The organism is Pseudomonas sp. LBUM1659 (assembly GCF_059716045.1).
In genome coordinates this window covers 3,066,649-3,088,968 of record NZ_CP166797.1, presented here as the reverse complement: position 1 = coordinate 3,088,968, position 22,320 = coordinate 3,066,649, and the positions used below count along the sequence as shown (strand labels likewise).

26 protein-coding genes are annotated in these 22,320 nt (G+C 56.9%); 15 read left to right on the top strand and 11 right to left on the bottom strand.

The window, feature by feature from the left end:
* Window positions 1-20 precede the first annotated feature (20 nt).
* Complete coding sequence (locus ACA048_RS13945; protein WP_497629654.1) at window positions 21-671, top strand: DUF2931 family protein; 651 nt, start codon at window positions 21-23, stop codon at window positions 669-671.
* A gap of 61 nt (window positions 672-732) precedes the next feature.
* On the opposite strand, the gene ACA048_RS13940 is transcribed toward ACA048_RS13945, so the two are convergent.
* Window positions 733-1,029 carry a hypothetical protein gene (locus tag ACA048_RS13940; RefSeq protein ID WP_497629653.1) on the bottom strand — a complete coding sequence of 99 codons (297 nt, stop codon included), beginning with the start codon at window positions 1,027-1,029 and terminating at the stop codon, window positions 733-735.
* A 504-nt stretch (window positions 1,030-1,533) separates the two neighbouring features.
* On the opposite strand from ACA048_RS13940, the gene ACA048_RS13935 reads away from it, so the two are divergent.
* A complete protein-coding gene (locus tag ACA048_RS13935) occupies window positions 1,534-1,800 on the top strand; it encodes a DUF2790 domain-containing protein (protein ID WP_140668709.1) in 267 nt (88 codons plus the stop codon).
* A gap of 90 nt (window positions 1,801-1,890) precedes the next feature.
* Window positions 1,891-2,286, top strand: a complete 396-nt coding sequence (locus ACA048_RS13930) for a hypothetical protein (RefSeq protein WP_497629652.1) — start codon at window positions 1,891-1,893, stop codon at window positions 2,284-2,286.
* On the opposite strand, the gene ACA048_RS13925 is transcribed toward ACA048_RS13930, so the two are convergent.
* Complete coding sequence (locus ACA048_RS13925; protein ID WP_497629651.1) at window positions 2,283-2,546, bottom strand: DUF1652 domain-containing protein; 264 nt, start codon at window positions 2,544-2,546, stop codon at window positions 2,283-2,285. The genes ACA048_RS13930 and ACA048_RS13925 overlap by 4 nt on opposite strands.
* Before the next feature lie 284 nt (window positions 2,547-2,830).
* On the opposite strand from ACA048_RS13925, the gene eco reads away from it, so the two are divergent.
* Entirely contained in the window at window positions 2,831-3,313 is a 483-nt protein-coding gene (gene eco / locus ACA048_RS13920) for a serine protease inhibitor ecotin (protein ID WP_497629649.1), read from the top strand.
* A gap of 138 nt (window positions 3,314-3,451) precedes the next feature.
* Complete coding sequence (locus tag ACA048_RS13915; protein WP_497629648.1) at window positions 3,452-3,769, top strand: DUF2834 domain-containing protein; 318 nt, start codon at window positions 3,452-3,454, stop codon at window positions 3,767-3,769.
* A 111-nt stretch (window positions 3,770-3,880) separates the two neighbouring features.
* On the opposite strand, the gene ACA048_RS13910 is transcribed toward ACA048_RS13915, so the two are convergent.
* Window positions 3,881-4,804, bottom strand: a complete 924-nt coding sequence (locus ACA048_RS13910; RefSeq protein WP_497629647.1) for a magnesium transporter CorA family protein — start codon at window positions 4,802-4,804, stop codon at window positions 3,881-3,883.
* Window positions 4,805-4,811: 7 nt separating this feature from the next.
* Window positions 4,812-6,386: a RimK family ATP-grasp domain-containing protein gene (locus tag ACA048_RS13905; protein ID WP_497629646.1), complete on the bottom strand. Its 1,575-nt coding sequence runs from the start codon at window positions 6,384-6,386 to the stop codon at window positions 4,812-4,814.
* Between the two features lie 92 nt (window positions 6,387-6,478).
* On the opposite strand from ACA048_RS13905, the gene rimI reads away from it, so the two are divergent.
* Entirely contained in the window at window positions 6,479-7,588 is a 1,110-nt protein-coding gene (gene rimI / locus ACA048_RS13900) for a ribosomal protein S18-alanine N-acetyltransferase (protein ID WP_497629645.1), read from the top strand.
* A 5-nt stretch (window positions 7,589-7,593) separates the two neighbouring features.
* On the opposite strand, the gene ACA048_RS13895 is transcribed toward rimI, so the two are convergent.
* Together ACA048_RS13895 and ACA048_RS13890 are read right to left on the bottom strand one after the other, a co-directional pair.
* Complete coding sequence (locus ACA048_RS13895; protein ID WP_497629644.1) at window positions 7,594-8,742, bottom strand: PQQ-dependent sugar dehydrogenase; 1,149 nt, start codon at window positions 8,740-8,742, stop codon at window positions 7,594-7,596.
* 25 nt (window positions 8,743-8,767) lie between these two features.
* The gene (locus ACA048_RS13890) at window positions 8,768-9,106 is read right to left on the bottom strand and encodes a hypothetical protein (protein ID WP_497629643.1); all 339 of its coding nucleotides are present in this window, start codon (window positions 9,104-9,106) and stop codon (window positions 8,768-8,770) included.
* Window positions 9,107-9,295: 189 nt separating this feature from the next.
* Here ACA048_RS13890 and ku point away from each other — a divergent pair, with 189 nt between their 5' ends.
* The gene (gene ku, locus ACA048_RS13885; protein ID WP_497629641.1) at window positions 9,296-10,144 is read left to right on the top strand and encodes a non-homologous end joining protein Ku; all 849 of its coding nucleotides are present in this window, start codon (window positions 9,296-9,298) and stop codon (window positions 10,142-10,144) included.
* A gap of 131 nt (window positions 10,145-10,275) precedes the next feature.
* Here ku and lpxO read toward each other — a convergent pair whose 3' ends face one another.
* The gene (lpxO, locus tag ACA048_RS13880; RefSeq protein ID WP_497629640.1) at window positions 10,276-11,175 is read right to left on the bottom strand and encodes a lipid A hydroxylase LpxO; all 900 of its coding nucleotides are present in this window, start codon (window positions 11,173-11,175) and stop codon (window positions 10,276-10,278) included.
* A 496-nt stretch (window positions 11,176-11,671) separates the two neighbouring features.
* On the opposite strand from lpxO, the gene ACA048_RS13875 reads away from it, so the two are divergent.
* Entirely contained in the window at window positions 11,672-13,261 is a 1,590-nt protein-coding gene (locus tag ACA048_RS13875; protein WP_084321611.1) for an ABC-F family ATPase, read from the top strand.
* A 279-nt stretch (window positions 13,262-13,540) separates the two neighbouring features.
* Window positions 13,541-14,728 (top strand): MFS transporter, encoded by a 1,188-nt coding sequence (locus tag ACA048_RS13870; RefSeq protein WP_497629638.1) that lies wholly within the window; start codon window positions 13,541-13,543, stop codon window positions 14,726-14,728.
* Between the two features lie 127 nt (window positions 14,729-14,855).
* On the opposite strand, the gene ACA048_RS13865 is transcribed toward ACA048_RS13870, so the two are convergent.
* Window positions 14,856-15,893, bottom strand: a complete 1,038-nt coding sequence (locus ACA048_RS13865) for an alpha/beta hydrolase family protein (protein ID WP_497629637.1) — start codon at window positions 15,891-15,893, stop codon at window positions 14,856-14,858.
* Window positions 15,894-16,145: 252 nt separating this feature from the next.
* On the bottom strand, window positions 16,146-16,757 hold the full coding sequence (locus ACA048_RS13860) for an FMN-dependent NADH-azoreductase (RefSeq protein WP_497629636.1): 612 nt from the start codon (window positions 16,755-16,757) through the stop codon (window positions 16,146-16,148).
* A gap of 129 nt (window positions 16,758-16,886) precedes the next feature.
* Between ACA048_RS13860 and ACA048_RS13855 the strand changes: the two genes are divergently transcribed.
* Both ACA048_RS13855 and ACA048_RS13850 read left to right on the top strand, forming a co-directional pair.
* Window positions 16,887-17,795 (top strand): LysR substrate-binding domain-containing protein, encoded by a 909-nt coding sequence (locus ACA048_RS13855; protein ID WP_497629635.1) that lies wholly within the window; start codon window positions 16,887-16,889, stop codon window positions 17,793-17,795.
* Complete coding sequence (locus ACA048_RS13850) at window positions 17,792-18,151, top strand: MmcQ/YjbR family DNA-binding protein (protein WP_497629634.1); 360 nt, start codon at window positions 17,792-17,794, stop codon at window positions 18,149-18,151. The genes ACA048_RS13855 and ACA048_RS13850 overlap by 4 nt, the downstream gene beginning before the upstream one ends.
* On the opposite strand, the gene ACA048_RS13845 is transcribed toward ACA048_RS13850, so the two are convergent.
* Both ACA048_RS13845 and ACA048_RS13840 read right to left on the bottom strand, forming a co-directional pair.
* Window positions 18,148-18,579, bottom strand: coding sequence for a DUF1294 domain-containing protein (locus ACA048_RS13845; RefSeq protein ID WP_497629633.1), 432 nt, complete (start codon window positions 18,577-18,579; stop codon window positions 18,148-18,150). The genes ACA048_RS13850 and ACA048_RS13845 overlap by 4 nt on opposite strands.
* Window positions 18,576-19,406 (bottom strand): undecaprenyl-diphosphate phosphatase, encoded by an 831-nt coding sequence (locus tag ACA048_RS13840; protein ID WP_497629631.1) that lies wholly within the window; start codon window positions 19,404-19,406, stop codon window positions 18,576-18,578. The genes ACA048_RS13845 and ACA048_RS13840 overlap by 4 nt, the downstream gene beginning before the upstream one ends.
* A 434-nt stretch (window positions 19,407-19,840) precedes the next feature.
* On the opposite strand from ACA048_RS13840, the gene pnuC reads away from it, so the two are divergent.
* The 4 genes from pnuC to fapB all read left to right on the top strand — a co-directional run bounded on the left by pnuC (window position 19,841) and on the right by fapB (window position 22,277).
* Entirely contained in the window at window positions 19,841-20,404 is a 564-nt protein-coding gene (gene pnuC / locus ACA048_RS13835; RefSeq protein WP_497629629.1) for a nicotinamide riboside transporter PnuC, read from the top strand.
* Window positions 20,401-20,925, top strand: a complete 525-nt coding sequence (locus ACA048_RS13830) for an AAA family ATPase (RefSeq protein ID WP_497629859.1) — start codon at window positions 20,401-20,403, stop codon at window positions 20,923-20,925. Before pnuC ends, ACA048_RS13830 begins: the two co-directional genes overlap by 4 nt.
* Before the next feature lie 328 nt (window positions 20,926-21,253).
* The gene (gene fapA, locus ACA048_RS13825) at window positions 21,254-21,703 is read left to right on the top strand and encodes a functional amyloid chaperone FapA (RefSeq protein WP_497629628.1); all 450 of its coding nucleotides are present in this window, start codon (window positions 21,254-21,256) and stop codon (window positions 21,701-21,703) included.
* A 1-nt stretch (window position 21,704) separates the two neighbouring features.
* Window positions 21,705-22,277: a fibril amyloid subunit FapB gene (gene fapB, locus ACA048_RS13820; protein ID WP_497629627.1), complete on the top strand. Its 573-nt coding sequence runs from the start codon at window positions 21,705-21,707 to the stop codon at window positions 22,275-22,277.
* The last annotated feature ends 43 nt before the right edge of the window (window positions 22,278-22,320 follow it).

Genomic DNA, 22,320 nt, shown 5'->3' with positions numbered 1-22,320 from the left:
AATAGATCCTGAGCGGTCCAATGAATAGCTATTTGAGAACTACAATTTGCGCATTTTTGCTCAGTTGTTGCACATCTGCCTATAGCAGGTCATTGCCTTATGACGCGTGGCGACTGGGCTTTTTCGTGCCTGACTATATGGAGGTCTGGATCGAAACAGCAGACGTTATAGATATTCAGGGGAATGTCTATAACCGTGCCATGAGCGGTAACGCCGCAATACGGAGCCCTGCCAACAGCACTGGCGATCTTAAAGGTTGGCCTGCAAAGCCTGGATGGGGGAAAGGCAAATATGTTCTGCGAGCGGATCTGCCAAAGCAAATCTATGTTCGTTGGCAGTCATTGGTCGAGCCCCAAACGTACCAAATGACCATTGATATTCCCGAGTCAACCAGAAAGATCATGCGCAAGGAAGAAAAGGTTTTTTGCGCCTTTGATGGTAAATGGATAACAGATTACCGCGAGGCATTGGTCATAGGCCTTGCGCCTGGAGGCATTGCCAAAGTATGGGTAATCGGCCCTTGCATTCTCCCTATAGAGGTCACACGGGTACAAGCCGAAGTTGATACGCGTGGGCCAAATGAAGGTAAATCTGGCGGGCAATACGACCCGCCCTCCGCTGTATCAAAAGCCTACATCGAAAAATTTGATGTGCCATATGGTTCTTGGTAATCGTGACTCAATACAAAATCCAGCGCCTGCGAGCGCTGGATTGTTTTATATAGGTCAGTCGTCAGACCGGCGCCTTCCACCCTATCATTCGCTGTTGCGCAACCGTTAACAGGTCAAACCCATCCTGTGTCAGCAAGTAAAGCGCGTGAGTAATGTGCGGAATATCTTGAACATCGCTGTGTCTGAAACATAGGCAATGAAGCGTTTCAAGTAGCTGGGTAGAGGCTCGTACGCGCTGTAACCCGGCTTCGAATATGTCTTGGGGGTTGGCTTCGGTGTCGATCAGCAAAGGACTTGAATCGGTAACGCCGCTGTTGAGTGAACGATAGCGATCTGGAAACGGTTTGAACGTTGGCATTGTGATTACTCGATGGTTAATAAGTAACGCCAGCACCGTGACCAAACGATGGGAGGCGGCTGTGTACAGGCTTGGTCAACCGATACCATCACATCGGTTCGCCCGAAGGCGTCCAGCACACAGCCGCCATTGCAACACACTACGAGGACTTGGATGTCCGCAGCGCGAATGATGGCACACATATGTGTGATGGCATCAGGTGACCAAACCCGATCGCTGATTTTGCAGCGAGCCCCAACAGTAATCGCTCCCCCCAGCAGGCGAAAGTCGATAAGGCGCCTGATCCTGTAGGACCCGGCCGAAGACTCCGTACCCCCTTTCCTAACGAAACATCCGTCAGAAACCACCCCGCGCGACAGGCGGCGTTCAGGTGGGTTAACCATCGCTTAACGCCGCGGTCCAAAACTCTACTGGACCGCACGCCCTCAGACTCTTCTGATGCCCAGTGCGGCAGGTTTGATGTTGATCGTCGAACTGACTTCCGTCTGCACTGGAGATCGTCACATGAACACTCGCATGCTGCTCCTTGCCTCTGCTCTCGCCTGCACCGCATTTGCCGGGCTTGCCCAGGCCAACGACACATCCACATCCAAAGCCACGCCCTATCACTACGGCATGGCGCTCAATGTCGGCAAAGTCGTGGCGCTGACAGAGCCGACGACCAATGAATGCAAAGTGATTACTGCCGACATGAAGTACATCGACACGTCGGGCAAGCCCGAAGAAATCAGCTACAAGAAACTTTCCGACGCGTGCAGTTTGCAAAACTGACGGAAAGGTCTGATTCGAAACCTGGCGGTTTTACTGTGAGGGATCTGGCGTTATGCTTTAGCGCCTCCCTCACTGCCGCAAGGATTCGCTATGCAGTTGTCGTTTCGTACGTTATCGATGTTCACCGCCGCCCTGTGTCTGGTGCTGGCGCTGGTCTGGGGTTTGATGCCGGACTGGCTGCTGGCAATTTGGGGCATTGAATATTCCTCGGCGACAGGCGTTGTTTCGCGACGCATCGCGGTGGTATTCGCAGCGTTGGGGTTGATCTTTTATTGGGTTCGAAACGAACCACCCTCCGTCATCCGCAGCGCATTAAGCAGCGGATTCATGGTCGGCTGTTTCGGTCTGGCGGCACTGGGTTTCGGCGAATGGCTCAACGGCCATACCGGGCCGGGCATTTTGCTGGCGGTATTGGTGGAGTTGGCGCTAGGCCTGGGGTTTCTTCAGACCCGGCGCCTGTCGGTGGAACTCGAAACAGCAGGTTAAAGCGCCCTACTCGCCCGAGGTGGAGAAAAGAGCTCAGGATGTTTCCTGGTGCGCAGCCCGGCGATCAATTCGTTGATTTCCCGACAGCCATTCAGCGGCTTGGCATCAATCCCGGTCACGTGCAGATCCAGCAGATCGGTCTTGCCATCCGCGTACACTTTTATCGTCATCAATAAATCCGGGGACAGCGTGCATTGGCAACGCTTGGGCAAAAAGCTGTTTTCGATGATGTTGCGAAGTTCCAAGGCAGAAAGAAACATGGCGACCCCTCCTTTGTGAGACAGCCAATGAACAATCGACTCTGGCTCATGTGCAGTCTCGGCCAGATTAAGAACATCTGAAGCATAAAACATGCCTTGGATTTCGCCGTGCAGTTCATCGGCAAATCAATGATTTAGCCGCAAGACTTAATAAAACTGCCGTGCAATCTGCATGAGGGGCCCTGGAAGGCGTTGCAAATTGCCGTCTGATAGCGCCGGGTTTGCATTAGGGCCTGAGCGCAGTAAGAATGGCGCCACGAATTGATTACAAGCAAGGAGGCATCATGGGTTCTTTGACCTTTACTACAACTGTCGGACTAATGGTTGCCGGACTGTCGACCATCGCACATGCCGCAACACTTGAAACCATCGCCCCCTTCCCCAAGCCTGAAAGCGGCTTTACCCGCCAGGTCATTCACCTCGCTCCGCGAACGAAAGAAGACGACTTTCAGGTCGAAATCCTCGCCGGCAAGTCCCTGACCGTGGACTGCAATCGCCAACGTCTAGGGGGGATGCTTGAAGAGAAAAACCTGGAAGGCTGGGGCTACCCGTTCTACCGACTGGAAAAAGTCATCGGCCCGATGAGCACACTGATGGCCTGCCCGGACGGCACAAGCAAAAAAGACTTCGTACCCGTGGTCGGCGACGGCTTCTTGCTACGTTACAACAGCAAATTGCCGATTGTGCTTTACGTGCCAAAAGACATCGAAGTGCGCTACCGGATCTGGTCGGCGTCGAGCAAGGTTGAGAAAGCCGTTCAGGAGTAACACCTCACCCGGCTCACGCCGCGGCGCCGCTCGCGGCAGCGCGCTCGGCCACGTGGCGCTCACACTGTCGAAGTTGATGTTAGCCCCTGAGTCGATGTGCAGGGTGCTGATTCTGCTCAATGTCCAAGGAAGGAAACCATGAAGTCTGTCGCCCTGCCCCTCGTTGCCTTGATCGCCTTTGCCGGGTACACCGTTTCGGTGATGCTCCAGGCTGAACAGTCGTTGGTTGATTTCGGTCTCAGCCTGCTGTCGCGACCTGATACAGCGCAGGTGGTGATTGATCTTTACCTGCTGGCGACGCTGGCGGGGGTCTGGATGTACAAGGATGCGCGCAAGCGGCGCTGGTCTGTTGGGGCGGTAATTCCCTATCTGTTGATTACGGCGATTTTTGTGTCTGTGGGGCCTTTGTTGTATCTCGTCGTTCGGGGGCTGCAGGATCGGAAAGTGTGTTCTTGAAATCGCCTTCGCGAGCAAGCCCGCTCCCACATTTGATCGCGTCCTTCGGGCAATACTCGGTCGAAAGTGGGAGCGGGCTTGCTCGCGAAGGGGCCGGACCTGCCAAAGCATTCATTTGGCCAACCGCCTGAGCCCCAACACCATCACCCCCGCCCCCAGCATCATCGCGCTCAAAAACAACGGATACGACACCCACCACGGCGTGCCTGCGGTCATCATGCTGAACTCGGACATGCCGCCAATGCTGGCGACCAGGTTCAAAGGCAGAAATACCACGTTGATCAGCGTCAGTTTGCGCAGCAGGTTGTTCATGCTGTTGTTCATCAGGTTGCCCCGGGCGTCGATCAGCCCGGAGAACACCGTGGAGTAGATTTCCGCCTGCTTGTAGCACTGGTTGTTTTCGATGATCAGGTCGTCGATCAGGCTGATGGCTTCGGCGCTGAAGGTTTCCTTGGCCGCGTGATTACGCAGTCGCGTCAGGACCGCGCCGTTGCTGTGAATCGCGTTGATGTAATAGATCAGGCTCTCGCTGAGGTTGAACATCTGGATCAGATGCTGGTTTTGCATCGAGGCGTTGAATTTCTGCTGCAACTCCCGGGCAACCAGCTTGATCACCTTCAGGTGTCCTAAATAGTGATGGATGTTGTTGAACAGCAGATCGAGCAAGACATCCAGCGGCGTGTTTAGCCGCTGCCGGGTGCCGAGCCCATGCAGCGGCGAATCGTCGGTGGCGATCACCAGCAGTCGATGCTCGCAAAACAACAACCCACACGACGACACTTCAAAGGCCAGGCTGTCGGCGCCGGAATAGTTTTCCGGGCGTTTCCAGATCAGGAACAGATTGTCGGGATGGAACTCGATGCGCGACACCTCGTCCGGGTCCAGCGCCGACGCCAGGGCGTGTTCATCGAGTTTGAAGTGGCTGTGCAACAGATCCCGCTCGGCGGCATCAGGGTTGCTGAACAGCATCACTTCGGCGTCCAGCCGTTCGACCGATTGCAGGGCGCCGTGGGTCAGTTGAAAGCTCTTGATCATCGAGCGATCACCAGGCCTGGCCACGACGTTTGAGCTCCAGCCGGCGGACGAACTCTTCCAGCACCAACGAATACAAATCGTCTTGCAGGTAGGCGTCCTCGATGCCGGCGTCCATGTTCGGGTTGTCGTTGACCTCAATGACCACGACCTTGTCGCCCGACTGTTTGAGGTCGACGCCGTAAAGTCCGTCGCCAATCAGGTTGGCGGTTTTCACCGCCAGTTCCACCACCGCTCGCGGGGCTTCGTGGACTGCCAGGGTGCGGCATTCGCCATTGATGTCCTGACCTTTGGCCTTGTGGTTGTAGATTTGCCAGTGGCCCTTGGACATGAAGTACTGGCAGGCAAAGATCGGCTTTCGGTTGAGTACGCCGATGCGCCAGTCGTACTCGGTGTAGAAGAACTCCTGTGCCAGCAACAGCACCGAGTGTTCGAACAGTTCGGCAGTGGCTTCGAGCAAGGCCTGCTGGCTTTCGACCTTGATCACACCCCGTGAGAAACAACCGTCCGGGATCTTCAGCACCAATGGAAAACCCAAACGTTCGCCAACCCGCTCAAAATCTTCCGGTCGCTCCTTGTAGAGAATTTCGGTGGCCGGCATGCCGAGCTGATGACTTTTGAGCAGGTCAGTCAGGTACACCTTGTTGGTGCAGCGCAGGATCGAGGCCGGATCATCCATCACCACCAGCCCTTCGCTCTCGGCTTTCTTGGCAAAACGGTAGGTATGGTTATCGACACTTGTAGTCTCCCGGATCAGCAAACCGTCGTACTCGGCGATGCGCGCGTAGTCCTTGCGTTCGATCAGCTCTACATCAATGCCCAAGGTCTTGCCGACGCGAACGAAGTTATCCAGCGCCTTGGGGTTGGACGGGGGCAATGCTTCTTGGGGATCGTGGAGGATTGCCAGGTCATAACGGGCCAGACGCCGTGAGCGCGGCATACGCCAGATCTTGCGACTGAAACTGTCCAGCGAGTGGGCGAATTGATCTTCCTGGTCCTCTCGCAACTTATGCAGCGCACCGTACCTTACGCCGTCAATGTGCCAGCCGTTAGTTCGACGGAACTCAACTAACAATATGGGACATGGAAAAACTTCAAATAACTGTCGTGCTAAATCCTGCAAGGGTTCGATATTGGTTTTGCCGAAATACAACGTCAGGGTAAAGCCTTCGGTATCGCTGTAAAGGTGATGAGCAAGGGCTTTTTCCAGAGGTTTTTCCAAATCGTCCAGCGCAAGGCCATATAGGGATTTTTTAGTCAGTTCGCTGATGGTGCGTACCGACGGAATGACCTTGTGCCCCCGCGCTTCCGCCAGCAGCGAGCAGTAATAGCCGTGCCCCAGGTACTTGTAGCTGCGGCACAGGTTGATCACCTGGACCCGTTTGCCTTGCCCGTTGTCGTGGGCCTTTTCGAGGTATTCCTGGGCCGTGACGACGTCCTCACTGGGAAAGTAGGAGGCCCAGTCTTCCTTGCGTTCGACGATGATAATCAACTGGCTTGAAGTGCTGACTGCTTCGTTTAAAAAAGTTGCCGCCGGCGAAGTTTGCTCGGATACTTCGCGCCAATGACCTTGTACCGCTGACATAGTGATTGATCCGTTGGAGAACAAGACCTTTCCTATTAAGCACGAACTTTTTCGAAAGTCCCGTTTCGTTACGCAACTTTTACGGCGGTCATATGAATCTTGTCTTTCGCTTGGCGGTAGTTGAAGACTTACCTGCGTTGTTGGCACTTGAACAGCAATGTTTCACCACGGACCGGCTCACCAGCCGTAGCTTTCAATGGATGATCACCCGGGCTCACGGGCAATTGCTGGTGGCTCAGCGCGGCGAGCACCTGGTCGGTTACGCCGTAGTGTTGTTTCATCGGGGCACGTCGCTGGCCCGGCTCTATTCGATTGCGATTGCTGCCGAAGCGCGCGGTAGCGGGTTGGGTAAACAGTTACTGCAACGCATCGAGTCCTGTGCGCTGGAGCACGACTGCGCTTACGTACGGTTGGAGGTGCGCATGGATAATCCGGCGGCGATTGCCCTTTATGAGCGCAACGGTTACCGGCGTTTCGCGCTGATTCATGACTATTACCAGGATCATGCGGATGCACTGCGGCTGGAGAAGCGCATTCTCCAGCACCGCGACTCAAGAAACATCAAAGTGCCTTACTACCCGCAGACCACCGATTTCACCTGTGGCCCGGCCTGTTTGATGATGGCCATGGGCGCGTTACAAAAAGACCGGAAACTGGAGCGCCGCGAAGAGCTACAAATCTGGCGCGAGGCGACGACCGTGTTCATGACGTCAGGTCACGGTGGTTGCAGCCCCCAAGGCTTGGCGTTAGCCGCCTGGAATCGCGGATTTGGCGTACGTCTGCAACTGAGCATGACGGGGCCGTTGTTTCTCGATGGGGTGCGTAATGAGCATAAAAAAGACGTCATGCGCCTGGTGCACGAAGAATTCACCGCGCAGTTGCACACCACGGATGTCGAACAGGTGATCGGTGGTCCGCTCGACCTCCCGGGTTTGCTGAATGACGGCGGCCAGCCGCTGGTGTTGATCAGCAGCTATCGGCTGACGCGCTCCAAATCACCGCATTGGGTCATCGTCACCGATTGCGATGAGGAGTTCGTTTACCTGCATGACCCGGACGTCGACCACAGCCAGCATCGCCAGCCCATGGATTGCCAGCATCTGCCGGTCAGCCATGGGGAATTCGAGAAGATGAGCAGCTTTGGCCGGGGCAAGTTGCGGGCGGCGGTGATTCTCTACCGCAACGCTGAACCGGCCCTGTAGCTGGGTTACTTCAGGCCGACCTTGTACAGCGCGCCGTCGTCTTCATCGGTCAATACATACAAGTACCCATCCGGGCCTTGTCGCACATCACGGATCCGCGCCTTGAGTTCACCGAGCAGGCGCTCTTCGTGAACCACTTTATCGCCATCGAACTGCAAACGGATCAATTCCTGGCTCACCAGCGCACCAATAAACACATTGTGCTGCCAGGCCTTGAAACGATCGCTGTCGTAGAACGCCATCCCGCTCAGGCCCGGGGACTTTTCCCAGACATGGTGCGGCGCAATGGTGCCTTCGACGGTCTTGCCCTTGGCTTCCGGGATCGGATCGCCGGAGTAATTGATCCCGTGGGTTGCCAGTGGCCAGCCGTAGTTTTTGCCGCGTTCGATGATGTTCAGTTCGTCTCCGCCTTGTGGCCCGTGTTCGTTCTCCCAGAGAACCCCGGTCCACGGATTGAGCGCCGCACCTTGCGGATTACGCTGGCCATAGGACCAGATCTCCGGGCGCACACCGGATTGACCGACAAAGGGGTTGTCGTCCGGTACCTTGCCGTCCGGATAGATCCGCACGACTTTGCCTTGCAGCTTGTCGAGGTCCTGGGCCGTTGCCCGGTCATTGTTTTCGCCGAGGGTGATGAACAGATAACCGTCACGATCGAACACCAGTCGCGAACCGAAGTGATTGCCGACAGAGAGCTTCGGCTCCTGGCGGAAGATCACTTTGAAATCCTTCAGGGTTTTCAGGTCTTCGGACAATTGCCCCCGACCTACCGCCGTGCCTGCCTTGTCACCCGCGCCGCGCCCTTCGGCATACGACAGATAAACCGTTCGGTCCTGCCGGAAGTCGGGGGACAGCACCACATCCAGCAAGCCACCCTGCCCTTTGGCCCACACCTTCGGCACACCATCGATCGGGCTGGAGATTTTGCCGTCGACGCTGATAACGCGCAGGTTACCGGGCCGTTCGGTGATCAGCATACCCTTGCGATCCGGCAGGAACGCGAGCGACCACGGGTGTTCCAAACCCTTGGTGACCGTGGTGACTTCGAGGGTGCCCTGTTCGCTTTGCAGATCCTGAACCGGTTCCGCGAAAACGGGCGCAGAGGTGATCAATGCGCTGGCACACAGCGTGGCCAGGAGGGTTTTACGCAACATTCACGATTCCTTTTGTCGTTCCGGCTCAACGGTTGCTGGTGTCTGCATCTCGCTGAGGTGGATGGGGAATGAATTTCGGTGGGCTGGCGGGGGCCGGTTGGCTTTGGGGATAACGATTGCCGATGCCGCCGTTTTCCAGTGTCGGAGGACGCGGCACCGGCATGGTGTTGGGCCCGCGAATAGCCGGGGCGCTGGATTGAGAGCCTTGCATGCTGTTCGGGTTGGCGCGGCGAATCGGGCTGTTGTAAGGATTGCTCGAAACCCCCGTCGGGCTTTGGGCCAGGATCAATGATGACGAGGGTGATGCCTGGGTAACACCGCTCAGCGCTAGCAATGCGAAGCAGCCGAGCACATATCTGTTCATGAAGTGAGCCTCTCGACGTGGTTAGGGTCTTCGATATCACGCTACGCCCGAGGTTCGGATTTGTTAACTAAAACCTCCTTCACAAGATGTAACACGAGACGACCACCCCGCCCGGCTGGGCTCCGCAACCCGCTGAAACTTTTGCGCCAGGCCACAGGTCACCTGAACATCACTCGCGAGAAGACGACCATGGCACGGGCAATCTGGAAAGGCGCAATCAGTTTTGGGCTGGTGCATATCCCTGTGGCGCTGGTGTCGGCGACGTCTTCCCAAGGGGTGGATTTCGACTGGCTCGACAGCCGCAGCATGGAGCCGGTCGGGTACAAACGCGTGAACAAGGTCACCGGCAAGGAAGTCACCAAGGAGCACATCGTCAAAGGTGTGCAGTACGAAAAGGGTCGGTATGTGGTCCTCAGTGAAGAGGAAATCAAGTCGGCGCACCCGTTATCCACGCAAACCATTGATATATTTTCCTTTGTCGACAGTGAGCAGATTCCCCTGCAAAACATCGATACGCCCTATTACCTTGCTCCGGATAAACGCGGCGGCAAGGTGTACGCGCTGCTGCGTGAAACACTGAGCAAAACCAATAAAGTCGCGCTCGCCCACGTTGTGTTGCACACACGCCAGCACTTGGCGGCGTTGATGCCGCTGGAATCGGCGATGGTGTTGGTGATGTTGCGTTGGCCGGCGGAAGTGCGCAGCCTCGAGACGCTGGAGTTGGGCAGCGAAGTGACCAAGCCCGCACTGGCCAAGGGTGAACTTGATATGGCCAAGCGCTTGGTGCAGGACATGAGTGCGGATTGGAAACCTGAAGACTACCGCGACAGTTTCGAAGACAAGATCATGGCGCTGGTCGAGAAAAAGGCCAATGAAGGCAAGATTGAGGATGTCGAGACGGCGACGGGTGAAGAGGAGCGGAAAACGGCGGATGTGATTGATTTGACTGAATTGCTCAAACGTAGCTTGGGAAGTAAAGGTGCCGGGAAAGCCAAGCCGGCAGCTCAGAAAAAAGCGACCAAGACTTCGCGGGGCTGATTGATTGTTTTGTGGTGGCTGTCAGGGCCTCTTCGCGAGCAAGCCCGCTCCCACAGGGGATTTGTGTTCGCCGCGAATCAAATGTGGGAGCGGGCTTGCTCGCGAAGGCGTCAGACGCCATCGCACTAAACTCAGATCAACACAAACACCGCCAGCAACCCGCCAAAGATCGCCCACTTTTCGAGGTAATAAAGCCTGCGATTACGCTTCTTCAGCTCTTTGCCCCGCAAACGAATCTTGTAGATCCTGGTAAACAAACGGTTGATTCCTCCGGTTCTGTCACCCTCATCATTCGGCGCCTTGGCCGCCGACATCACATTACGGCTGAACCACCCGTTAAACGCCGCCGCCCAGCGGTATTTCATCGGACGCTCGACATCACAGAACAGAATGATTCGGTTCCGTTGCGTGGTGTTTTCCGCGTAATGAATGAACGTTTCGTCGAACATCACCGCTTCGCCATTGCGCCAGTGGTAGTTCTCGCCGTCTACATTGATGTAGCAACCGGCATCGTTCGGCGTTTCCAGGCCCAGGTGATAACGGTAGGAACCGGCATAAGGATCGCGGTGCCGGACCAGCCTGGAACCCGGTGGCAGTTCGGCGAACATCGCCGCCTTGATCGAGCCGATGCCTTGCACCAGTTCAGTGGTGCGCGGGCAGAGTTTCATCGCTGAAGGATGGCTGTCGCCGTACCACTTCAGGTAAAACCGCTTCCATCCCGTCTTGAAGAACGAGTTGAAGCCGACGTCGTTGTATTGATCCGAGCGCTTGATGTCCCCCGCCTTCAGCAGGTTCTGGCCTTCGGCACGGATTTCTTCCCAATGCGTCTGCAACGGGCTTAGGTCAGGGAAGTCCGCTGGATTGAGATAGGGTTTGTTGGGGATTTTCGAAAACAGATAAAGGAAGCAATTGAGCGGCGCCAGGAACGTAGAGTGATCACTCAGTTGGCGGCCCAGCTTGTGGCGCACGCGACCGCGCAGGTGGACGTACGCAATAGAGGCAACGTAAATAAAGGCAATGATCAGTTTCACAGAAATCGTCACACGTCAGAAGTGAACAAACTGCCTTCCCTGCCAGCCTGTCGGCCAATGGACTTGTGCAGCGTCTGAAAACGAAACAGCGGGCCCGATAACACCGTCGTCGAACCTGTACCGGCTGTCGGCATCGTGTTGAAAAATCGCATTTTGGCCAGTGTTTGTCACAAATAGTTAGCCTCCAGATGTGAAAATCTGTCCGCTGATACCGTCAATGCGCCCGAGCGGTCTCAACGCCCTATCGTTTAAAGAGCCAGACCAGTACAATCGCCGCCAAACATTACGCGCCCCCCTTGGTTGATGACGGGAATGAACCCCGTCTCAGCGCACTTCGACTCGGGCCAAGCGCTCCATATGCTGCTGTCCACTTATTGCCAGATGGACCTTCCGCTTCTGACCGGGATGCATTTCCCATGGTTTGAATACCGGAAACGGGTACTGAATCGGTGCTGCCGCAACCCTAGCTACTCTGAATGCTTCGCAGGAAAAACCTTTGATCTCTACAGCTAACATCACGATGCAGTTCGGCGCCAAGCCGCTATTCGAAAACGTTTCGGTCAAATTCGGCGCGGGCAACCGCTACGGCCTGATCGGCGCCAACGGTTGCGGCAAGTCGACTTTCATGAAAATCCTCGGTGGCGACCTTGAGCCTTCCGGTGGCCAGGTCATGCTCGAGCCGAACGTGCGTCTGGGTAAATTGCGCCAGGACCAGTTCGCATACGAAGAATTCACCGTGATCGACACCGTGATCATGGGTCACGAAGAGCTGTGGAAGGTCAAGGCCGAGCGCGACCGTATCTACTCGCTGCCGGAAATGACTGAAGAAGACGGCATGGCCGTGGCCGAGCTGGAAACTGAATTCGCCGAAATGGACGGCTACACCGCCGAATCCCGTGCCGGTGAATTGCTGCTGGGCCTGGGTATTGGCATCGAGCAACACTTTGGCCCGATGAGCGAAGTGTCTCCAGGCTGGAAACTGCGCGTATTGCTGGCGCAGGCACTGTTCTCCGATCCTGAAGTGCTGTTGCTCGACGAACCGACCAACCACCTGGACATCAACACCATCCGCTGGCTGGAAAACGTGCTGACCCAGCGCTCCAGCCTGATGATCATCATCTCTCACGACCGTCACTTCCTGAACAGCGTGTGCACCCACATGGCTGACCTGGATTACGGCGAGCTGCGTCTGTTCCCGGGCAACTACGACGAGTACATGACCGTGGCGACCCAGTCCCGCGAGCAACTGCTGTCGGACAACGCCAAGAAGAAAGCGCAGATCTCGGAACTGCAATCGTTCGTCAGCCGCTTCTCGGCCAACGCCTCGAAAGCCAAGCAGGCCACCTCCCGCGCCAAGGCGATCGACAAGATCCAACTGGCCGAGGTCAAGCCTTCGAGCCGTGTGAGCCCGTTCATCCGTTTCGAACAAACCAAGAAGCTGCACCGTCAGGCGGTCATCGTCGAACGCATGGCCAAAGGCTTCGACGGCAAGACGCTGTTCAAGGACTTCAGCTTCCAGGTTGAAGCTGGCGAGCGCGTGGCGATCATTGGCCCGAACGGTATCGGTAAAACCACCCTGCTGCGCACCCTGGTCAACGAACTGACCCCGGATGCCGGTACGGTGAAGTGGACCGACGCCGCGGAACTGGGCTACTACGCCCAGGACCACGCCCACGACTTCGAAGACGACTGCAACCTGTTCGACTGGATGGGTCAGTGGACTCAGGGCGGCGAGCAACTGGTGCGCGGCACCCTCGGTCGCATGCTGTTCTCCAACGACGAGATTCTGAAGTCGGTCAAGGTCATCTCCGGTGGTGAGCAAGGTCGCATGCTGTTCGGCAAGCTGATCTTGCAAAAGCCGAACGTGCTGATCATGGACGAACCGACCAACCACTTGGACATGGAATCCATCGAGGCGCTGAACCTGGCGCTGGAGAACTACCCGGGCACGCTGATCTTCGTCAGCCACGACCGTGAGTTCGTCTCGTCGTTGGCGACCCGCATTATCGAGTTGAGCCCTAGTGGCGTGATCGACTTCAGCGGTACTTATGACGATTACCTGCGTAGCCAGGGTGTAGTGTTCTAAGCACCTGCGGAAACTGAAAAGCCCTGTCCATGTGACGGGGCTTTTTGCATTTCATGGCCGACAGTTTTTCTGGTGCTGAAACCTTCGCGAGCAAGCCCGCTCCCACATTTGACCGAGTTTTCCCTGTAAGAATGCGGGCAAATGTGGGAGCGGGCTTGCTCGCGAAGGGGCCCTAAAGGACAACCAAAAATAGTCAGACAAAATAGTTAGCCTGCTTCCTTTTGTTTTCAACCCAAGCCATGATGCAGCTCTCCCACCGCCGCCCGCGAACGAGCTCACATGTCTGCGCAGCAACAGCCCCCGCAAAGCTCCCTGGCGATCACCCTGCAGATCGTCTCCATCGTTTTTTATACCTTTATTGCCTTCCTCTGCATCGGCCTGCCGATTGCGGTGTTGCCGGGCTATGTTCATGAACAACTGGGCTTCAGCGCGATCATCGCGGGGCTGACCATTGGCTCGCAATACTTGGCGACCCTGCTCAGCCGGCCCATGGCCGGGCGTATGTCGGACAGCATCGGTACCAAGCGGGCGATTGTTTACGGGTTGTCGGGGATTGTGCTGAGTGGCGTGTTGACGCTGATTTCGACGTTGCTGCAAAGCATGCCGCTGCTCAGTCTGTTGGTCCTGATCGCCGGTCGCTTGTTGCTCGGGATCGCCCAAGGACTGATCGGCGTCGGCACCATCAGTTGGTGCATGGGCCAGGTCGGGGCTCAACACACGGCCCGTTCAATCTCCTGGAACGGCATCGCGTCTTACGGCGCCATCGCCATTGGCGCGCCGCTGGGCGTGGTGATGGTCGCCGAGTATGGTTTCGCCAGTTTGGGGATCGCGCTGTCACTGTTGGCGCTTGCCGCGCTGCTGCTGATCCGCAACAAACCATCGGTGCCGGTGATTCGCGGCGAGCGCCTGCCCTTTTGGGCCGTGTTCGGGCGCATCGCGCCATTTGGTGCGAGCCTGAGCCTGGCGTCCATCGGCTATGGCACGCTAACCACCTTTATTACCCTGTATTACGTCAGCCGTGGCTGGGCCGGCGCCGCGTATTGTCTGACCGTTTTCGGTGTCTGCTTTATTTTGGCGCGACTGCTGTTCATCTCCAGTATCAGCCGTTTCGGCGGATTCACTTCAGCCATTGTCTGCATGAGCATCGAAACCGTGGGCCTGGGGCTGCTGTGGCTGGCCCCTTCGACCGGCTATACCTTGATCGGCGCAGGCCTGACCGGTTTTGGCTTGTCGCTCGTCTATCCGGCGCTGGGTGTTGAAGCGATCAAACAGGTGCCCAATTCCAGTCGCGGCGCAGGTTTGAGTGCCTATGCGGTGTTTTTTGATCTGGCGCTGGCAATCGCCGGGCCGTTGATGGGCGCGGTGGCGTTGAACCTGGGGTATACGTGGATTTTCTTTAGCGCGGCGTTGTTGTCGGTGGCCGGGTTGGCGCTGACCCTGTTACTGAAACGCCGCGCGATGGCCTGACACCCACAATCCTGTAGGAGCCGAGCTTGCTCCGGGCGGCGTTCCGACGATGGCGGCGTCACATTCAATTCATGTGTCGCCGGACAGGCCGCCATCGCGAGCGAGCTCGGCTCCTACAGGGATTATCTTATTGATCAGCGGTTTGCAGGCCCGCTCGGGTTGCGATGCCCAGCGAGCGAGTGAAGAAACGCCCGGCCTCGGAAATCATGTCGCGATGAATGCCTTCACGGTCGACACCATCGGCGTCGGTACACAGTGCCGGCATGGCGATGATCTGTTCTTCGTTGCACGGCGCCATGAACACGAAATGCCCCGCGCCAGCCAGCAATTTGAAATCCGGTGCGATCGGCAGTTTACGCGCAAGCGCCGCAGCGTTTTTATCGAACGCCACCAGTTTGTCGCCATCGCCACTGTAAAGCAGTACCGGCACATGCACGTCGGCCAGCGTTTGACGGCCGAACTTCAAACTCAACGGCGCCATCAACAGCAAGGCATGCACGCGCGGGTCGGCCACGGGTTGCAGGTCATCGCGGTCGACGATCAGTTCGCCTTGGGTGTTGCAAGCATCGTGGTCGTCCGGACGCTCCTGGCAATAGCGGCGCAGGCGATCCAGATCCGGCGTGGCACCTGAAAGAATCAACGCCGTCTCACCGCCCGCCGAATAGCCAATCACCCCGACCTGATTGGCATTGACGAACGGCGCGAGCATGCGATCGCCCAAGGTGGCGGTAATGGCTTCGGAAATCTGGATGGGCCGGCCGTAAAGGTTACTCAGCGTACCGAGGCGACTGTGGTCTTTGGAGTTGTCGCCGGGATGGATCACCGCGACCACCACAAAGCCTTTGCGCGCCAGCGAGGTGGCAAGGTAATGCAGGGCCAGCGGGGTTCCGGTATTGCCATGGGACAGCATCAGCATCGGGAAGCGCCCGATTGCCACAGGAATGTCTTCCCCGGCTTCGACCGTGTAGCCCTCGATATTACTGGTGTGTTCCCTGGCGCTGGAGGGATAGAACGCGATGGCGTGCATCGGTTGCAAATCTAGGGGGTCGAGAAAACTCATCTCATGGAAGCCGACGCTCCAGTTTGGATGCGGCGCAGGCGCGGCGTGCACTGAATTCAGGCTGCTGAGCAGGCAAAACAGTAACGCTGCACAAAGACGCACCATAAGGATGCCCCACCATTTGTTACTTGACCGGAAAGCCCGTTGTCCTCGGTTTATCGAGGCAGCGGCCTTGTACCAGCAATTTGCGGCCACCAAGATCGTTGCAGAACGGGGACGTTAACTCCGTACTTGCATAACCTGGGCCACAACCTGAAATAGCCAGAAACAAAAAACTCCGCATCTGGCACTTGCGTGATCAGAATACAGAGTTTTTTGGGGTATTGCCTGAGCAGATTGACGTCTTCTACGCAAGCCTTACGCAGCGGCGAACAATTGCTCACTGATTTGCGCTTGAGCGTCGCTCATGGCTTTGGTACGCACTTCATCACCGTAGGACAGGCCGTGGGCACGGACGAACTCGATGTCGGTGATGCCGATGAAGCCGAACAGCACTTTCAAGTACTCTTCGTGAGCCACGCCCGTGGCCTGACCGGCATGCAGGCCACCGGAAGTCGAAACAATCACGACTTTCTTGCCACCGCACAGGCCTTCTGGGCCGGCTTCGGTGTAACGGAAGGTCTGTCCGGCAACGGCGACGCGATCGATCCAGGCCTTGAGTTGGGTCGGGATGGTGAAGTTGTACATCGGTGCGGCAATCACGACAGCATCGGCGGCGAGGAATTCGGCCAGGGTGGTGGCGCTTAGCTCGGCTTCGTGCTGTTGCGCGGCGTTGCGCAGTTCGGCAGTAGTACCGGCGGCGACCAGCGTCGTGGCGGAGAAATGGCTGATGGCATCGGCGGCCAGATCGCGGTAAGTGACCACGGCGTTCGGCTCTGCGGTTTGCCAGGCTTTAACGACTTCACTGCTCAGCAGACGGGAAGCCGAGTTGTCACCAAGAATGCTCGAATCGATATGCAACAGTTTCATGTGGGATCTCCAAGTGAGGACCGCCACGGGGCGATCTGATGGAAAGAATCCTACAGACGAAACCAATAACTGATTAGACCGCAACAATGCGATAGTTCGTCCCACTGATAGAACAATCGGACTACCGTCATGCAAGACCTCAACGATCTCTACTATTTTGCCAAGGTGGTTGAAGCCGGCGGCTTCGCGGCCGCCGGGCGTTTGCTCGGGATACCCAAATCGCGCTTGTCACGGCGCATTGCCGAACTGGAAGAACGCCTTGGCGCGCGTCTGCTGCAACGCACCACCCGCCAACTCAAACTGACGGCTGTGGGCGAGCGCTACCTGCGGCACTGTCAGGCAATGCTGCTGGAAGCCGAAATGGCGGATGAAGCGGTGGCCAGCATGTCCAGTGAACCGCGCGGGCGACTGCGGGTGTCCTGCCCCGTCGGCCTGGCGCATGAGAGGCTGCCGACGGTCATCGCGCGGTTTCTTGAAAAATACCCCCAGGTACAGCTGGAAGTCATGTTGGTCAATCGTCGGGTCGACCTGGTGACTGAAGGCGTCGACGTCGCCTTGCGCGTGCGTGAGTTGGGCGACGAAGATCCGTTATTGGTCACTCGACGCTTGCGTCAGGCGCAAATGGTAATGGTTGCCACCCCCGAATTTTTGCACGGACGGGAAATCAACTACCCCGAAGACCTGAAGAACCTGCCAATACTCGGAGCCCTCGAAGCCGACCGCATGGTGCATATCCGCCTGCTGGATCAAAAGGGCAAAAGTCTTGAGCTCAGCCTGGAAGCGCGGCTGGGCATCGACGACTTCATCGTGCGCAAGGCCTGCACCCTCGCCGGTCAGGGCTTTACCTTGCTGCCTATGATGTATTGCGAGCAGGAGCTGGAATCGGGCTCGCTGGTACAACTGCTACCCGAATGGTCATTGCCTGGCGGCTGGCTGCAAGCGGTCTACCCTCACCGGCGCGGGGTGATGCCGGCGGTTCGTGCCTGGCTCGACCATTTGATCGAATCATTCAACGCCTGTGGGGACCGACTGATATGAAGGCGGCACGTATGAGCGAAGAGGACGTCGCACAGTTCTGTCTCGCGCTGCCGGGCGCGCGGGAGGACTATAAGTGGGGCGGTGTGCGGGTGTTTTCGATTGCCGGGAACAAGATGTTTGCGCTGCAAAACCTGCGCGGCGATTCCCTTGCCTTCAAAGTCGACAAGGACTTGTTTCTGGGGCATTGCGACCGGCCGGGCATCCACCCGGCTCCCTATTTGGCGAGAGCCCAGTGGATCATCATGCAAACGCCCTACCCGCTGGGCGCCGAAGAGCTGCAAGGCTTGTTGCAACGTTCCCACCAACTGGTGGCGAGCAAGTTGCCCAAGCGCACCCAAGTGGGACTGCTGCTTTAAAACAATGCCAGCAGGTTCGCGCCGAGGAACAACTGGTCGATCCAGAACACCTCGTGCAGCAACACAATCAGCCAGAACAGCAGCTGATAGGAGACTTTTCGGGTCTTGTGTCGAAACACCTGCTGGGCCAGCAACGCACCGGGCCAGCCACCCGCCAGTTCAACCGCGTGCAAGACGTTTTCCGGCGTACGCCAGCTGTCAGCGCGGGCCTTGCGCTTGTCGCTCCAGTACAGGAAAAACGCCAGCACACTGACGATTCCGTACGCCGCCAGCGGAATCAACGACACCCCACGCAGCCAGAGCGACACCGAACCAAATATCGGCAGCGCGCAAAGCACTCCAAAAACCAGAAGTTTCAGCCGTAGATTCTGAATGTTCTCACCCCCGGACCTGCGTCCGGGGGTGTTGCGCGTGCCGGCGTCACTCATGGTTTGGCCGCGGACCAGTCGACCCAGCCAAACTGCCAGGTGGCCAGAATGACCAGGCCGAACACGATGCGATACCAGGCAAACGCCGCGTAGCTGTGGCTAGCGATGAACTTGAGCAGGCCTCTAACGGCAATCATCGCGAAGATGAAGGCCGTCACGAAACCTATCGCGAACACCGGAAAATCCGCTGGCACGAACAAGTGACGGTATTTGAAACCCGAATACACCGCCGCAGCGACCATCGTCGGCATCGCCAGGAAGAACGAGAACTCGGTAGCAGTCTTGCGTGACAGACCGAACAGCAACCCGCCAATGATGGTCGATCCGGAACGCGATGTACCGGGAATCATCGCCAGGCACTGGGCGAAACCGACTTTCAGCGCATCTTGCCAAGTAATCTCGTCGACAGTTTCGGCATGCACCTCATGTTGGCGTTTCTCGGCCCACAACATAATGATCCCGCCCACCACCAGCGCCGTGGCGACGGTAATCGGGTTGAACAGGTAATGGTGAATCAAGTCGGAGAAAATCACCCCCAGTACCACGGCCGGCATGAAAGCAATCAACAGGTTGGCAGTGAAACGTCGAGCGCTCGGTTGCGTCGGCAAACCGGTGACCACATCGAGAATCTTGCGGCGGAACTCCCACACCACCGCCAGGATCGCACCCAACTGGATAATGATGTTGAACGCGATAGCGCGTTCACCACCGAAATCGAGCAAGTCGGCCACGATGATTTGGTGCCCGGTACTGGAAATGGGCAGAAACTCCGTCAGCCCTTCCACTACGCCAAGTATCAATGCCTGAAAGGCGGTCCACAGATCCATCAATCCCCCAAGAAGCGATGCCCCCAGGCATGCCCCGTTAGTATTTTTAAACGTTCATCGCGCTGAGCGTAGCTGAAGTACCGCGCGTGCAGGATCCAGACGGAACCGTAAAAATCCCGTGAAAATCCACCCCGGATTCAGGTTTTTTGCGCGCAGGGCCGAAATCCTATCAGAGAAGCCTTTATAACGCTGGCGCGTAATCGGACGTGGGATGTATATGCCCGCCCGCGATGCTGCGTTCGGCGACGAAGTCACCGTTGTACGGTGGTTCAGGAGCTTCGCGTACTCAGGTTTACGACTGCTGCGCAGCCGGACGCAGCCTCGAGCTGCTCGTCAGCTGCTACAAGCGGGATGCAGCTTCGTTGCTACAGGTTCTACTTGGTGGCAGCTGCCGGTACAATCCGCCCCCTATTTCACTTTCCCAAGGATCCACCATGTCCGGGCTTGAACTGTTTGCCGCCGCCCTCGGTGTGATCGCCGTCTGGTTGACGGTCAAACAGAACCCCTGGTGCTGGCCTATAGGTCTGGTCATGGTGCTGCTTTATAGCTGGATCTTTTTTGAGGTGAAGCTGTATTCGGACATGCTCCTGCAAGTGATCTACGCCGCGTTGCAACTCTACGGCTGGCGGCAATGGACCCGTGCAGGTGAGGCCAATACCAGTCGGCAGGTCAGCCGGCTCGACGCAAAGTCAGTGGCCCTGAGCCTTGCGGTTGGCGCGCTGGGCAGTGTGCTGTTAGGCGCCGCCATGGCGCACTGGACCGACGCCGCCCAGCCATGGCTCGACGCCGTACTGACCGGGTTCAGCCTGGTCGCGCAGATGTGGATGGCGCAAAAGCGCGTGCAATGCTGGCCACTGTGGATCGCCGTTGATGTGATTTTCGTCGGGCTGTTCATCTATAAAGGCATGTACCTCACGTCTGCCCTCTATGCACTGTTCCTGTTGCTGGCGGTGCAAGGCTGGCGTGAATGGCGTGCCGACCCGGCATTACGCGCATGAAGGTGCTGGTGCTCACGGGGCCGGAATCCAGTGGCAAGAGCTGGCTTTCGGGCGAGATTCACGCCAATTTTGGCGGCATTTTGGTCAATGAATACGTTCGGCATTTCATCGACAGTAAAGTCCGAAATACCTGCTACGATGATGTTACGTCGATAGCACATGGCCAGTTGGCTTGGGAAGATGAAGCACGAGCCAAACAACCGTCACTGCTGATCCTCGATACGCATCTTTTAAGCAATATCCTTTGGAGTCGCACGTTGTTTGGCAATTGCCCGATATGGATCGAGCAAGCATTGCTGGTACGGCACTACGACCTGCATTTGCTGCTGAGCCCTGAAACCGTGGCTTGGCATGACGACGGGCAGCGTTGCCAACCGCAACTGGCAGAACGCCAGGCGTTTTTCCAGGCAAGCCGCCAATGGCTTGACATGCACCGCCAGCCTTGTCAGGTACTGCAAGGTGATTGGCAGCAGCGCAAGAACGCGGCATTCGAGGCCGTGACACGCTTGCTGAAGGTGTAATAGGGGTGCGCCCTGCCGAAAATGTCCATTCCTGAAACATCCAGCCCTGCGCAAACCCGCGAGCTAAAGCGGTTCGAGCACTTTGGCAAGAAAATGTTAAATCTCTGATACAACCTGCCTTCAGCGACCTTAGCGAGCAATGCCGCCAGCATGGGCGACATTTTTGCGTGGCTGCGTCTCAGTGGTGTTACAAAAATGTTTTTTCCACTTCAACAATTAAAGCCAAGTATTTGTTTTTAAAAGAAAAACCAAAACCGGCACACCTTCTGCTCTATTCCTTGAAGCGCTGATAAGGGCCAGCGTTCCACTTACAGAAGGAATTGCCGCTGTGGGGAAATTTGATAAAGGTATCTATACCCTCCTGTTGTTCGGATCACTGGGCTCAACTATCTGCCTGCCTGTACAGGCTGACCCTTTACCGGGTACCAACGGCATCATAATTATCAAACGGGATGTTCAACCGCGCAACGCGATGATCCCGCCGATGGTTCCGGACCCTGACCCCACGACCGCCAATGCCAATCCGTCCCAACAAATCCTCAGACAAACGAACGAGTTGAGCAACGACGACTTTGCCAACGTCTCCAGTGGTGCAGGCATCAATCGCCTGGTTGTTCAGGGCACTAACAACCTGGGCGGCAATATCACCTCCCAGACCCAGCTTTCCAACCTCCCCGCTGGACGTTCTGGAAATTCCGGCAACGGCATTGCCAACATGGTCAATTCAAACATCGCGCAAGGCCTGGGTGCTCTGAAAATCATAACGGGAGACCGTTAAGATGAATCGTACTCTGCTGATTATGGCCATGTTTTGCAGTACATCGACCTTTGCCCAACCTCCCGTCATCAATAACGCCGACATCGACGGTTCGGGCATGCAGTACCAAGGCAACCTCTCGGTCAACCAGGCTGCCGGCGATCAACAGCAGCAGGCTAACGCCCGCGCCATCGCCATTGGCCATGGAGCCAGCGCGACCACACAGATTCGTCAACGGTTGCGCACCCCTGTCGACCCCACGATCGATGCCCGGTCCAGCATCCAGGGCGACTCCTTCAGTCACGGCAACGGAATACTGGGGGTCAACCAGAGCACGGGCGCCAGTAACCAGCAAGCCAACGCACTGCGTATCAGTATCGGTGCGCAGCCGCAAAGTATCGACGACAGCGTCCTCATGCAACAGAACGTGGCGCTGCTCAACAACTCCGATCCGACTGACTCTGCAGCAGGCTATCGCCAGGTCACTATTAGCGACCAGGCTTTCACTGGTAGTCGTGGGGTAATTCAGTTGAATCAGAGCGCCGGGGTGGGAAACCGAATGGCGAACACCCTCAGCGTACGGGTCGCGGATTGACCCTAAAAGGTAAGAACAACACTTAACCTAAAATATAAGTACG